Here is a 12551-nt window from a genome sequence, read left to right on the forward strand (position 1 = left end):
TTCCTCTTGTTTATGTTACTTGTTGTATTGCAGTTTGACGGGGCTGGCGCTGGCCTGTAGTGGGCCAGAGTCGTAGGTTTTGGGGAATATCGAGTCGAGTTTGCCTTGCCATTGGTAGTCAACGCGGCCGTTTAAACCGGCGGCATGGGCATTAATCCACCAGTTGGCCTGCCATTGCTGGGCAGCAAACGAAAAGCTGAAGTTTTGTTTTTTTGCCTGACCTGCCGGCTGATAAGTGGCGGTGCCGCTAATCGACTTAAATTTTGCCTTCAGTTGTTCGGCCTCGAACAGCAGGCTATAGAAACCCAGGTCTTGCGGGGTGAGCGCCAGGTTGTCTTGCCAGCCGAGTTGGCTTTCATAGCTGGTGTAGTCGGAAAACGTCACTTTCAGGGTGATAACGCTGACCTCTTCAGTGGTTTTCAAGGTGACCGGGGGGAAGCTGGGCCACTGCATCGGCGTTTGCGACTGGGCATAGCGCAGCTCGATCGACATGATGTTAAAACTCTTGGGGTTGAACCCCAGACTTACCACGCACTCTCGTTGCTTTATTGGCTTATCCGGCCGGCTAGGTTCGGGCAACGGCGTCGGCGTAAAAGTGATAATGCTGTCGGCGGGCAGTTGGCCAAGCAAGGCGGCAATATCCTGCTGCTGAGCCAGCAAATAGCGTTGCGGAACGCTATTGCTGTAGCTGACGTCGTAGTTGATCTTGCTGGGGATCTCATCGATGGAATGGATGTTACGTAGCGTATTGCTGACCAGCAGCGCAGCGGTATTCACCAGTGCGTTTCTGACCAGTTCGCGGGTCTGTTGCGAAGGATCATTATCGAACTGTTCCAGCAGGGTGATCACCCCGGCGTCGATCTGCTGATTAAGCAAAACGGCGATAACTTCCGGTTGCCGCGCCTGTTGGTTAAAGGCCAGGGTTAAAAAAGCCACCCAGTCGGTTTCCAACCTGGCAGCAACGCGGCTGCTAACGCTAAACCGGCTGTGGGTCACCAGATAAACTTGGCTCTTTGCTCCGCGAATGGCGTTGTCCAGCAGGCCGGTTTCTTCATGGGTCAGCGGCATTTTTGACTGTTCGAATTCGACGTTATAACTGCCAGAATCCGGCTGGTGGACAAAGCGCAGAAATAGCGACTGACGTATCTCGCCCTGTTGCAGCGTTATTTTCCCCGGGGCCGGGATGAAATGCTGGCGGATATAAGTTTCAATCGCCGCTGTATCTACCGGCAAATTGGGCGCGATAAAGGTCGCCAGACCGCCACCTGGGCTGGTCAGCAAATGCAACGCGCTGACCTTGCCGTCCAGCACTACCTGCGGGGTAAAGTTGCCATAGGTAAAGTATTCCGGCGGCTGCGTTTGGTCGTGAAAAGCGAAGGCTCGGCCAAGCAGAAAAAAGTTTTGTAGCGTTTGTTGAGGGTTCAAATCTTCAGCGTTCATTTTTCACCTTTTATATCAATCGTTTGATCGCCGGTCACATACGCCGACCATTGGCCCGAAGGGGGCTGGTAGCGGAATCCGCAGGCAAAGATAGAAGTGACAGTCCACGGGTAATCGAAACTGTTTTGTTGGTGGGTAAAGGTGTGCTCCGTAGTGCGGTCAGTGCCCTGGGGTTGAAAGACCACCGTGGCTTTGAGCATTTCAGTAGGCAGAATGACGGTGATCCGCGCTCGCTGTGAGCCAAACTGCGGGAAGCTGTAAGCCCCGATGGTGGTGGGCTGGGCAATCGGCATCGGCAGCGGCACGACGCCGCTGCCGGCAAGCTGATAGGCGGTTGCTTCGGCGTAGGTTTCGTCACCGAGGATCGGGCAGCTGAAGTAGGGAGCGGCGGCGGTTAAGGCCAAATCCTGCTGCCAGCCGGCAGAATGATAAAGCCCGCTAATTCGGCTTTCCCGGGCAAAACCCGGATCAATATTGATGGTCAGAAACTGGCAGGGTAACGCGGCGTAATCGAGCACCAGAGCCTGTTGTTCGCACGATTGTCGTTCACCACTTAGGGTACGCCAGTCGCCATCTTGCGGATAATTAACCCGGATTTGGTAGAAGAAAGGTTCGGTCTCCAGTGAGCTGGTAGTAAAACGGAAGGTCAACCGGCTCTGGTCGGGGCGCAGCAGCTTGGTTTGGCTCTGTTCCAGCGGGTAAATATCCCCCGGTGGCACGGTAAGTTGAATATCTATAGTGACGTTGCTTTTCAACCCCAGCGGGAAGGCGTAGAAAACGTCTATCTCCCGTTCACCCTGTGGGATTGGTGGGGCGGTAGTGCGGTGAATAATGGTATCGGGCGAGACTTTGGCGATTTGCTGTGCGGCGGCAAAAGGATCCAGTATAAAACACAGCGGGCGTTGGCTCAGCACCACCGAGTCGAGTTTAAAGATCACCCGGCCGCCTTGAGCGGGCATCCGCAGGGCGATCATCGCCGTATTGCTGGATGCCGGACCGGCGTAGGGAGAGCCCAACAGATTGTAGAGTCGGTCAAGGAACGTCTGGCTGAAAAGCAGATTTTCCTCGGGCTGGTTCTCCGGTAAGGGGGGACTGATTTGCAACGGCAACCGCGCCAGATTTTGGTAGAGATATTGCGTCAGCAGGCCATAGTCAAACGCTACCCGGTCATCGCCAACAAGGTGCGTGCCTTTGGCTCCGTCGGCCAGAACTTGCATCAGCGCGCGGGGATCAAACTCGACGGAATACGCCAGGCGCGGTGACACACCCTCGACAAAACCGTCCAGTCGGGCATTAAAACCGATGGTATCGTCAAGCAGGGTTTTCTCTATCAGTTGGGTGCTGGCCGAGTTCAGCAAAATAATAAACTGAATACACTGAGCCGAATACCAGGTGGCGTCATAGCTTTGCCCGCGAAGGGCACTGTGATATTCAATCGGCACATCAAACCCCAGGCTGCCGGGTAACACCGGCAACACCTTCACCGCTTTATCCGGGTGTTGCTGCTTGAAATTTGCCAGACTTTGGCCTGCGGCATACTGCAGTTCGGTAGTGAAATTTAGCCAGCCGTAAATGCTGTCGGTGCTGGGGCTGCGAACAATATCCAGCGAGAAAGCCAGTGGATCCGCAACCAAAATGCTGACGGAGTCCGGGTATAAGAAATAGCCGTCATTCTGTTGATAGGTGGCGATAAACCTAAGCTGATCGCTAATGATAATCTGCTGAAAATCCGGGTAGCCCTGATACATGAGTTATTTACCCGCCGTATTGAGATGGTTGTGATAATCCTGATGCCATTCTTTTGGCAGTTTGCTCAGGATATTCGCTGGGCGCTGGTAATACTCATCTTCATAGATACGTTGCATCTGGAGATCGCCGACCAATATGCCATTGGCATACAGGGTATTGTCATCGTACAGACCTTTGTCAGTGAGCGTTTCAGCCGCCAGCTGCAGGTTATATACCTTCAATTCTCCTTGCTGTTGCACCATGCTTATAATTTCGCACTCACCATCCAGAGTGATTAATTTAGTTAAGTGGTTTAATTCGCGAGCAATCACCACGCCGATTGAGGTGATGAAAGGGTGGCCAAGGCTGGAGGTGATTTTTTTTATTTCACCCTTGCTATTTTTTGTGGTTATTTCGATAAAATTACGTTCCTGGCCATTAGTGATAGCTTCAATTCTGAGCGGTATATTGTTTTTCGATAATACGGAGTCACCGATAGCAAGCTCGGAAATCATTTTTTCCCTGCCATCCTGCATCAGGATTTTTGTGTTCTCAGCCAGACAACCATAAACAATACGCATAGGTTTTAATAATTCTGTGTTTAGAAAGCGCTGGTCTGGCTCAAGGCTTTTAGGGGCGTTGGTGATAAAGGTCGCAATGCTTTTCCCATCGACATTGAGAATAACTTTGAAAACATAATAAACCCATTCGCCTGATTCAAAGTCAACCTGATTGAACCTTAGCCAGTCCAGATCCCAGGAGATATTGTCACCATTAATTCTGGTGTTGGCTGAATTGAATATGTTGTAGTTGCCGAAAGGGGTGACGGGATCGCCGCCGGCACGAGTACGTATCAAATAAATGGTGTTACTGGCTTTAACCGGCTGCCCGCCGTTGAGCTCAATTTTCCCCAGGTAGGTAATATTGCCTTTGATAGGTACCCTGACCGAACCGTCATAATTATTGCGGTAATCACAGTCGGCCTCATCGCGGGTCAAGCAGATCTTGATTTCATTTGGATTAATAAGACTCCGCGGTGACTCATTATAGATAATTTTTGGATAACTCTGGCTGGTAATGATTTCTGCCCCGTAGACCGTCTGGTTACCAATAGTTTGAGCAAAGGTATAAATCACCGTGACCGGATAACCCGCAGCGATCTGGCTACCCGGATAAACCCCGTCGGCACTCAGGGTGCAGTCTGCGGCGTAGACATAGGCCTGGTTGTAGTTAACCGGCCCGACATTGCCGGCCTCGCCGTCAAATAGCCCAAGGGTCTGCGTGACGTTAGTCGCTGAGACAGGCAGGGAGCCAATGGCATTGGCGCGATAATTTCGACCGTCGGTAGAGTCCAACCTGACGATGCTGTATACCGGTTGAGCGGAACCATTACCGGCATCGCTCAACCGGCCGGCACTGAGTTTAAGCCGTTTTGTCTGTTGCCAGCATTGAGTAAACTGCGGAGTATTGCCCGTGGTAAGACCGGCAAGTTTTAATTGAATATCGTAAAAACTGACCAGCAAGTGATCGCTAGGCTCAATAATAAATAGACCGGTATTGCTATATTTTTCGATGACATTTTTAACAATAGTCTTCTCGTCTGATGTATAACCTTGTGTGATCATAATATCAGTACCCAATAAGTTTCAGACATAAACGTGCGCAAACAATGGTGGCAATGAATTAAACCATAGCTAATTAAACGGTTAATGAGTTATTTACAGGTTTCTTTGCAATAAGCGTAAATAGCACTCAGAGTGTCAGAACCAAGATACTCTTCGAATTGAGCATCGGTAGGATCTATACGGGGATCCAATGTCATGGCATACAGTTCTTGAGCAAACATATCTTTGGTGGCAGAGGGTTTACTTTTAAAATAATTTTTTAATTTTCCCTTACTGACTTTACGTATCCAGGCGAACTCGCCGCCAAGCGCTACTGTACCAGTGAAGGTAAATACCTTGCTGGTGTAGAAAGTAATATCATTTGGAAAAACTTTATAGCGAACAACTTGCTGAACTTCAATATTATGCAGGGTTTCTTCCCAGGTCTCTCTTTTGATAACGTTTAAGGCAAAGTTCTTGCCGTCAATCGGGCCGTCTTTTGCATCAGCAGTTCCGCCAAATAGCATCGGACAACCTCGGGCAAAACCTTCATTTTTCAAACCTAATAGAATAAAGTCATCGTTCCCAACAGCTGCTGGGTTGCTGTCAAGAATGACGTATTTTTTAATGGGCATGATCTGATCCTTATACATTTATGAGTATAAAAATAGAATTTACTTTTCGGGTCTGGAGCGATGAATTACTCAACTTCAACAATAGCAATGGCGACTAAAAAATCAACTGACACTTAAAAATAAATGAAGTATTTTTTTGTTGAGTTCGAGATAATCAAGAAAATCACGGCGTTAACCAAACGATGGAAAAATTATTCAAAGAATCAAATAAACAACGGTTAATTGTTTTGTTTTTGTAAACGGAGTTTATAAAGTAAAACAAATCAATGAATTGTACATGGCGGTTATGTCGCTTGGGACGGTATTGTTAAAATAGGGCATATCATTAGCTGAGAAATTAGTTTAATGGTATGAATTTCTTTAATCATAAAGGCTGTGAATAACTAATTAAACAGTTGAAATAGTCATCATGATAGTTATGAAATGATATTTATACCTTGCTAATGAAAGGGCGATGATTTGCCAAAGTGCTCGCCGGATTGACGCCGGTGAACACTCCAGAATCGTTACCATTAGGTATCACTCATGCCTGGGCATTAGCATCCCAAACCGTCATCAATGCCGTGACGGCGTTGTTGTTGGGTATCGGTATTCATTCCGCGACTGCGATCTATGTCGGGATGAGTCTATGGGGGTTGAGTTTTGGCGGGGCGGCGACATTATTGCAAACAGCACTGGCGGACGCCGCGTTGGCGATGAACGTCGTCATTTGGAACAGAGCCATTGCCGTCGGCGGCTTTTTAGGCGGCCTGTTGCTTGATCACTTTGGGGCGGTGTCCTTCCCATGGGCATCGTTAGTGCTGGGTGGTTTGGCGCTCACGATGGTGGCTAAACGGCATGGTTTTTCTGCTGAGGCACGCAAGGGGTAATCACCGTAGCGGTTACAGATGGCGCGAATCTTGCGCCATCTGAATTCAGGCGTTATCCACGCGCGGATTGGAATGCGTTGGCTGGCTTGGGTATTCAACCTGGTGTTTGTGCAGATAGTCGCGTATCAGTTGGCGAATCACCTGGGAGGGAGTGACGTCCTGCTGCAAACACAGCTCTTCCAATGCTTTTTTCTTATCAGGATCAATGAGTACGGTCAGGCGCGCCGTTTTCTTTTCCATGATGGTGACTCCAGAGAATAATAATCAAATGATAATAGTGAAATGGCCCTACCGGCTCAGCTAAAGCGCAGGCGTTCAATCTTGCGTGACAGATAGCCGAGGTCACAGTTAAAACTCGGCCCGACTTCGGCGCTAAGGCGACGCAGCAGATTTAGCGGCGTGTCGATTTCAGCCAATGTGGCATAGATAATTACGTTGCCGCTGGGCGCAACACAATACAACACGCTGTTAAACACCCGATGCAAACTGTGGTACAGCAACGAATCTTCATCGGGCACTTCATGGTAGTTCAGCACCAGCCAACCTTGTGGTGAAAGCCTTCCGGCACACCGCTGAAGAAAGCTTTGCGTACCCTGTTGCGGATCCATGCTGAAGGCGCTGTAGAGATCGGAAAAAATCAAATCATATAGCCGAGTGACCGGGGCTCGTAAAAAATCGCCCGCATCAGCAACCCGCAAGACAACCCTGTCGTCGGTGGGTAAGGTAAAATAACTTTGTGCAACAGAGACCACCGCCTCGCGCAGTTCCACCACTTCAAGCAGCATATTGGGGTCATAGGCATGTAATGCCCGTACCAGACCACCGCCGCCCAGTCCCAGGATCAGCGCCGCCGAAGGCGGCTGCCAGGCCACGGCCATCAGCATGGTTTTGATGTAGTTGTGAACCGGAACTTGTGGCGCATCGATGCACATTTTGCTTTGTTCGCAAATGCCGTCAAAACGCAGGGTTCGGTAGCCCTTGTGGTCGGAAACAATAATTTCACCGCAGTGGTCTTGCTCGCGAGCAATCACCTGACCACGAGGAGAAAAATCCAGGCTATTGAGTAATTTATCAACCATAGACATAGTAATTTGTTTAAGCCTCCATCAAAAAAACGGCGGGTCTATTTACGAGCGCACATAAACTCGGCGGTACAGATGCGGCGGCCATTTACCGTGGCACGACCGGTAAAGCGGGCAAGGCCGGAGCGCTGTCGGACAAAGGCGACATCCATGCGAAGCTGATCGCCAGGCCGTGCCGAGCGATAGAATCGAGCGTGATGAATGGCGGCAAAATAGTAATGTTCACCTGGTAACAGCGGGCTGAGAAAGTAATGCGCCAACAAGCCAGTGGTCTGTGCCAGTGCCTCCACCATTAAGATACCGGGAAACACCGTGGTCTGGTGGTGGCCAGTCCAGAAGGTGGGTTCATTGGCCGTGATATTTTTGATGGCACTTAAGCGGCCTTCGGCAACGGAGGTGCCGTCAGGCACAATGCGGTCAACCAGCAGACAGGGGAAGCGGTGGGGCAGGATTGATTGAACATCCTGAAACTGTAATGGTTTACCATTGAGCGGCATGATTGATTCAGGTCCTGTCAGCGGGACAAAGTTCAGCTTGTGCCGGCGTCTGTGCCTATCGAAGTATAATAACATTATAATGTTATTATCATTGGATGCACCAAATGAAATTAGGTACATAAGTGGGTAAAGGCTTATTGGTGACAACGTCACTAAGAAGTGAGGTTTAAAATACAACGCAATATATTGATTGATAATAGGTTTAAACGGAAGGGGTTAGCCGCCAGCAGAGGGCGACGGCTAACGGGGGATCATTTTTTGTCGCGTGTTAGCTTATCGAGATAGCCCATTACGAAGGCGGAAAGCACAAAGGTGAGGTGGATGATCACATACCACATCAGCTTATTGTCCGGCACGTTCTTGGCATCCATAAACACCCGCAGCAGGTGGATGGATGAAATGGCGACAATCGATGCGGCCACTTTGCTCTTTAGCGAAGTGGAGTCCATTTTGCCCAACCAGCTCAACTTTTCTTTGTCGTCGCTGATGTCCAGTTGCGAAACAAAGTTCTCATAGCCCGAGAACATCACCATCACCAGTAATCCGCCCACCAGCGCCATGTCGATCAGCGACAACAGCGTCAGAACCAGATCCGCCTCGGCTATGGCGAAAATATTCGGCAGAACATGAATGATCTCCTGGAAGAATTTTATCGACAGCGCCAGCAAGGCCAGCGACAGGCCGAAGTAAACCGGGGCAAGCAGCCAGCGAGAGGCGTACATGGCATTTTCTAGAAAGCGTTCCATAGTTATCTGAGTTAGTTACAAAAAGTGGGGCACAGTATAACGCAAGAGGCCTGGCAAATGGCAAGTGGCGGTCGCTTGACTAGGGGAGGTATCACCCTGGACCGATCACTGAACGGTGCGATTGGGTTATTCACCCTGATAATTAGATATTAAAAAGATGATTACTCCGCGATAAATTATGTCATTAAAATATATTGAGCTATCTGAAAATCATACTAGCATTTAAATGCTGCGATATGATGTTGCGGTAATTCTTTATATCGAAATTTTATTTCTATATAACGGAAGTGAATTAACCTACTGGAGATGGATATGGATAATTCCCTAAATGGAAAGACCAGCGGTTGGGATGATGTTAATGATTTGCTGAAATATCATAATAGAGGTAATTATTTAATCATCAATAATAAGCCTTCTTTTGGCGTGGAAGAGGCCGGGAAGCAAATAGCACGTAGTGAACAGACTTGGAATGGTACTCATGTCATCGGCAACGGCGCCACCGTCACTTATTCGTTCCCAGACTGGGATTATAATCAGAGTAATTTAAATTTCCGATTTGGCACTAATAATCAAGATACCGGCCTTAGCGCCTTTACCGCAGAGCAAAAAGCTCAGGCCAAGCTGTCTCTGCAATCCTGGGCTGATGTAGCCAACCTTAAGTTTGTTGAAGTTGCTCCGGATCAAAAATCCAATATTACCTTCGGAAATTATGAGGGTTCTGGCCAGGCTTATGCAATTAAGCCATTCAGTGGGGCGGGTAACGACTATCGTGGGCATAATACCGATGGTCAAAGCTGGTTCAACATCAATTACGATTACGCGGATCCCAGTTATGGGGTTTACGCCAATCTGCACCCAAATCTTGGTAACTATGGTCGCCTGAGCATTACCCATGAACTGGGGCATACGTTGGGACTGGATCATCCCGGTAAATATAATGCGGATGAAAAAAATCCACCCAACTACAGCATGGCGAATTACGCCGAGGACACGCGTCAATTCAGCATAATGAGCTATTGGGATGAGTCATATACCGGTGGTGATAACGGCGGTCATTTTGCCGCCGCGCCGCTGGTTGACGATATTGCCGCTATTCAACATCTGTATGGCGCTAATACCACTACGCGCACCGGGGACACGGTGTACGGGTTCAATTCCAATACCGGGCGGGATTTTTACACGCTGACAGACAGCAACCAGAAGCTGGTGTTTTCTGTCTGGGATGCAGGCGGCAACGACACGCTTGATTTCTCGGGTTATATGCAGAACCAACGCATCAATCTGACGGAGGGATCCTTCTCTGACGTCGGTGGGTTGAAGGGCAACGTTTCCATCGCTCTGGGCACTGTGATTGAAAATGCAGTTGGTGGTTCAGGTAATGATGTGATTGTCGGCAATGATGCGGCGAATATTATCCATGGCGGTGCGGGTAATGACGTTATTTACGGTGGTGGCGGGCAAGATCAGCTATTCGGTGGCACTGGCAAAGATATCTTTGTTTTCTCTGCGGTAAGTGATTCGTCGTTCAAGTCTCCGGATAAGATTATGGATTTTGAAACCGGCATCGACAAAATTGATCTGTCGTTCTTTAATCATGGCGATAAAGGCGCAGATTTTATTCATTTCGTTGACGCTTTTAGCGGTCAGGCGGGGGAGGCATTGCTAACCTATGACTCACAAAGTAATTTAAGCGAGTTGGCGCTAAATATAAATGGCCAGGCTACTCCGGATTTCCTGGTTAATATTGTCGGGCAAGCAAATACTGCCACTGACTTTATTGTTTAAATCAGTCACGGTGGGCTAAGCCCACCGTTTTTTAAGGCCTTTACTCCGGTTTGATTCTATTGCCCGCCTGGTCGGTCACCTTTTCACCGTCTTCTTTGGTGAATGCGGCCTGTTGCGGATCTGAAAGGATTTCCAACACCACTTCGGAAGGGCGGCACAATCGGGTTCCGATGGGGGTGACGACGATGGGGCGGTTGATCAGGATCGGATACTGAAGCATAAATTCAATCAACTCCTCGTCCGTCAATAATCCATTATCAAGGCCAAGCTGCTCATAGGGTTCAACGTTTTTGCGCAGCAACGCACGGACGCTAATTCCCATATCCGCAATGAGTTTAACCAGTTCATCATATGAAGGGGGGGTGTCGAGATAATAAATAATCGTCGGTTCGTTACCGCTGTTGCGGATCATCGCCAGCGTATTGCGTGAGGTGCCGCAGGCCGGGTTGTGGTAGATGACAATGTTGCTCATATCGGTATCTCTTTAGAAAGTAACGGAGAGCCGCAACGCCAGCGCGGCAAGGGTGACAAACAGAACGGGCAGGGTCATGACGATGCCGGTACGGAAGTAATATCCCCAGGTGATCGTCATATTTTTTTGTGAAAGCACATGTAGCCACAGCAGTGTTGCGAGGCTACCAATAGGCGTAATTTTTGGACCTAAATCGCAGCCTATGATATTGGCATAAACCATCGCCTCTTTGATGACACCGGAGGCCGTGCTCCCGTCAATCGACAATGCGCCAATCAGCACGGTAGGCATATTATTCATGATTGACGAAAGTACTGCCGTCAGGAAGCCGGTGCCCAATGTCGCTGCCCATAGGCCATTATTCGCCAGCACATTAAGAACTTCGGAAAGATATTCCGTCAGCCCTGCATTTCTCAGCCCGTAGACCACCAGGTACATCCCCAGCGAGAAGACAACGATCTGCCATGGCGCCCCTCGCAACACTCGCCCGGTATTAATGGCATGACCTCTTTTCGCCACGGTAAACAGGACAACGGCACCCACTGCGGCAATCGCACTGACGGGGATCCCTAATGGTTCAAGAACGAAAAAACCGGTCAGCAGCAGTACGAGGATAATCCAGCCGGCTTTAAACGTTGCCGGGTCTTTAATGGCGCTGGCCGGTGTTTTCAGTAGCGCTACGTTGTAGGTCGCCGGAATGTCCTTGCGAAAAAAGAGATGCAGCATGCCCAGCGTAGCGGCGATAGCGGCAATATCCACGGGGATCATGACCGAAGCATATTGTGTAAAACCGAGCTGGAAAAAGTCAGCAGAGACAATATTGACCAGATTTGAAACGATAAGCGGCAAACTGGCCGTGTCCGCGATGAACCCGGCTGCCATAACGAAGGCCAGCGTTGTTCCTTGGCTGAAACCCAGCGCGAGCAACATAGCAATGACTATTGGCGTCAGGATTAGCGCTGCACCATCGTTGGCGAACAAAGCTGCGACCGTCGCACCCAGCAATATAATCCAGGTGAAAAGCAAACGTCCTCGCCCATTGCCCCAACGAGAAACATGTAGAGCGGCCCACTCAAAGAAGCCCGACTCGTCGAGCAGCAAACTGATAATTATCAATGCGATAAAGGTTGCTGTGGCGTTCCAGACGATATTCCAGACGACAGGAATGTCATTAAGATGGATAACACCACAGGCTAATGCCAGCACGGCACCAATACTTGCACTCCAGCCAATGCCAAGCCCTCTGGGCTGCCAGATGACCAAAACCAGCGTCAGTAAAAAAATACTCCCTGCCAGTAACATGTCAGACTCCATTACATATGATTAAAGTGATGTGTTTCGTATGGATTAACAGGAGGATGTCGCTGATTGTGCCAGCCAGCCGCGAACGTCATCACGCAGGCACTGCCAGGATGCCGTGATGGTTTCTGCCGCCCAGGCAGGGATATGTGGCGAGAGTCGATAGTGGATCCATTTCCCCTCACGACGATCAATGACCAGCCCCGCATTGCGTAAGATCGCCATATGGCGGGATATTTTAGGCTGTGACTCTGAAGTGGCCCCACAGATATCACAAACGCATAGCTCCCCCGATTCTCTGAGAAGCATAATGATGGCCAGTCGAGTTTCATCCGACAAAATTTTGAAAAGCTGAACGGGTTGTAGCATTTTGAACCCCAATGCGCTTAGACTA

General features: G+C 49.3%; 13 protein-coding genes. 2 read left to right on the top strand and 11 right to left on the bottom strand.

All coding sequences use genetic code 11. The features are described 5' to 3' along the window. Positions 1-15: 15 nt before the first annotated feature. The 4 genes from ACUTSU_RS01705 to ACUTSU_RS01720 form a co-directional block, all read right to left on the bottom strand. Positions 16-1440, bottom strand: a complete 1425-nt coding sequence (locus ACUTSU_RS01705) for a hypothetical protein (RefSeq protein WP_445653692.1) — start codon at positions 1438-1440, stop codon at positions 16-18. Beyond that, entirely contained in the window at positions 1437-3188 is a 1752-nt protein-coding gene (locus ACUTSU_RS01710; protein WP_445651534.1) for a hypothetical protein, read from the bottom strand. Before ACUTSU_RS01710 ends, ACUTSU_RS01705 begins: the two co-directional genes overlap by 4 nt. Positions 3189-3191: 3 nt before the next feature. After that, positions 3192-4793 carry a Hint domain-containing protein gene (locus ACUTSU_RS01715; protein WP_445653693.1) on the bottom strand — a complete coding sequence of 534 codons (1602 nt, stop codon included), beginning with the start codon at positions 4791-4793 and terminating at the stop codon, positions 3192-3194. 89 nt (positions 4794-4882) lie between these two features. After that, positions 4883-5407, bottom strand: a complete 525-nt coding sequence (locus ACUTSU_RS01720) for a hypothetical protein (RefSeq protein WP_445653694.1) — start codon at positions 5405-5407, stop codon at positions 4883-4885. Between the two features lie 488 nt (positions 5408-5895). Here ACUTSU_RS01720 and ACUTSU_RS01725 point away from each other — a divergent pair, with 488 nt between their 5' ends. Continuing rightward, positions 5896-6276: a hypothetical protein gene (locus ACUTSU_RS01725; protein WP_445653695.1), complete on the top strand. Its 381-nt coding sequence runs from the start codon at positions 5896-5898 to the stop codon at positions 6274-6276. A gap of 45 nt (positions 6277-6321) precedes the next feature. Here ACUTSU_RS01725 and ACUTSU_RS01730 read toward each other — a convergent pair whose 3' ends face one another. The 4 genes from ACUTSU_RS01730 to ACUTSU_RS01745 form a co-directional block, all read right to left on the bottom strand. Next, positions 6322-6516, bottom strand: coding sequence for a ribbon-helix-helix protein, CopG family (locus tag ACUTSU_RS01730; RefSeq protein WP_012145111.1), 195 nt, complete (start codon positions 6514-6516; stop codon positions 6322-6324). Positions 6517-6572: 56 nt separating this feature from the next. Then, the gene (locus tag ACUTSU_RS01735; RefSeq protein ID WP_445653696.1) at positions 6573-7361 is read right to left on the bottom strand and encodes a spermidine synthase; all 789 of its coding nucleotides are present in this window, start codon (positions 7359-7361) and stop codon (positions 6573-6575) included. A gap of 38 nt (positions 7362-7399) precedes the next feature. After that, on the bottom strand, positions 7400-7855 hold the full coding sequence (fabZ, locus tag ACUTSU_RS01740; RefSeq protein WP_153860461.1) for a 3-hydroxyacyl-ACP dehydratase FabZ: 456 nt from the start codon (positions 7853-7855) through the stop codon (positions 7400-7402). A gap of 251 nt (positions 7856-8106) precedes the next feature. After that, the gene (locus tag ACUTSU_RS01745; RefSeq protein WP_012145114.1) at positions 8107-8601 is read right to left on the bottom strand and encodes a TIGR00645 family protein; all 495 of its coding nucleotides are present in this window, start codon (positions 8599-8601) and stop codon (positions 8107-8109) included. 312 nt (positions 8602-8913) lie between these two features. On the opposite strand from ACUTSU_RS01745, the gene ACUTSU_RS01750 reads away from it, so the two are divergent. Beyond that, positions 8914-10386, top strand: a complete 1473-nt coding sequence (locus ACUTSU_RS01750; RefSeq protein ID WP_445651539.1) for a serralysin family metalloprotease — start codon at positions 8914-8916, stop codon at positions 10384-10386. Between the two features lie 40 nt (positions 10387-10426). On the opposite strand, the gene arsC is transcribed toward ACUTSU_RS01750, so the two are convergent. From arsC to ACUTSU_RS01765, 3 genes are read right to left on the bottom strand one after another with little or no spacing between them, the layout of a single operon-like run. Continuing rightward, positions 10427-10858 (bottom strand): glutaredoxin-dependent arsenate reductase, encoded by a 432-nt coding sequence (gene arsC / locus ACUTSU_RS01755; RefSeq protein ID WP_445651540.1) that lies wholly within the window; start codon positions 10856-10858, stop codon positions 10427-10429. Between the two features lie 12 nt (positions 10859-10870). After that, a complete protein-coding gene (locus ACUTSU_RS01760) occupies positions 10871-12160 on the bottom strand; it encodes an arsenic transporter (RefSeq protein ID WP_445653697.1) in 1290 nt (429 codons plus the stop codon). A 45-nt stretch (positions 12161-12205) separates the two neighbouring features. After that, positions 12206-12526: a transcriptional regulator gene (locus ACUTSU_RS01765; protein WP_445651542.1), complete on the bottom strand. Its 321-nt coding sequence runs from the start codon at positions 12524-12526 to the stop codon at positions 12206-12208. Positions 12527-12551 lie beyond the last annotated feature (25 nt).

This window comes from Serratia sp. NA_13, from assembly GCF_052691735.1.

Excerpts from the sequence above, each read along its gene's own strand:
- ACUTSU_RS01705 (WP_445653692.1), bottom strand. The coding sequence starts at position 1,440 with ATGAACGCTGAAGATTTGAACCCTCAACAAACGCTACAAAACTTTTTT.
- fabZ (WP_153860461.1), bottom strand. The coding sequence starts at position 7,855 with ATGCCGCTCAATGGTAAACCATTACAGTTTCAGGATGTTCAATCAATC.
- ACUTSU_RS01720 (WP_445653694.1), bottom strand. The coding sequence starts at position 5,407 with ATGCCCATTAAAAAATACGTCATTCTTGACAGCAACCCAGCAGCTGTT.
- ACUTSU_RS01765 (WP_445651542.1), bottom strand. The coding sequence starts at position 12,526 with ATGCTACAACCCGTTCAGCTTTTCAAAATTTTGTCGGATGAAACTCGA.
- ACUTSU_RS01760 (WP_445653697.1), bottom strand. The coding sequence starts at position 12,160 with ATGTTACTGGCAGGGAGTATTTTTTTACTGACGCTGGTTTTGGTCATC.
- ACUTSU_RS01750 (WP_445651539.1), top strand. The coding sequence starts at position 8,914 with ATGGATAATTCCCTAAATGGAAAGACCAGCGGTTGGGATGATGTTAAT.
- ACUTSU_RS01730 (WP_012145111.1), bottom strand. The coding sequence starts at position 6,516 with ATGGAAAAGAAAACGGCGCGCCTGACCGTACTCATTGATCCTGATAAG.
- arsC (WP_445651540.1), bottom strand. The coding sequence starts at position 10,858 with ATGAGCAACATTGTCATCTACCACAACCCGGCCTGCGGCACCTCACGC.
- ACUTSU_RS01710 (WP_445651534.1), bottom strand. The coding sequence starts at position 3,188 with ATGTATCAGGGCTACCCGGATTTTCAGCAGATTATCATTAGCGATCAG.
- ACUTSU_RS01745 (WP_012145114.1), bottom strand. The coding sequence starts at position 8,601 with ATGGAACGCTTTCTAGAAAATGCCATGTACGCCTCTCGCTGGCTGCTT.
- ACUTSU_RS01735 (WP_445653696.1), bottom strand. The coding sequence starts at position 7,361 with ATGTCTATGGTTGATAAATTACTCAATAGCCTGGATTTTTCTCCTCGT.
- ACUTSU_RS01715 (WP_445653693.1), bottom strand. The coding sequence starts at position 4,793 with ATGATCACACAAGGTTATACATCAGACGAGAAGACTATTGTTAAAAAT.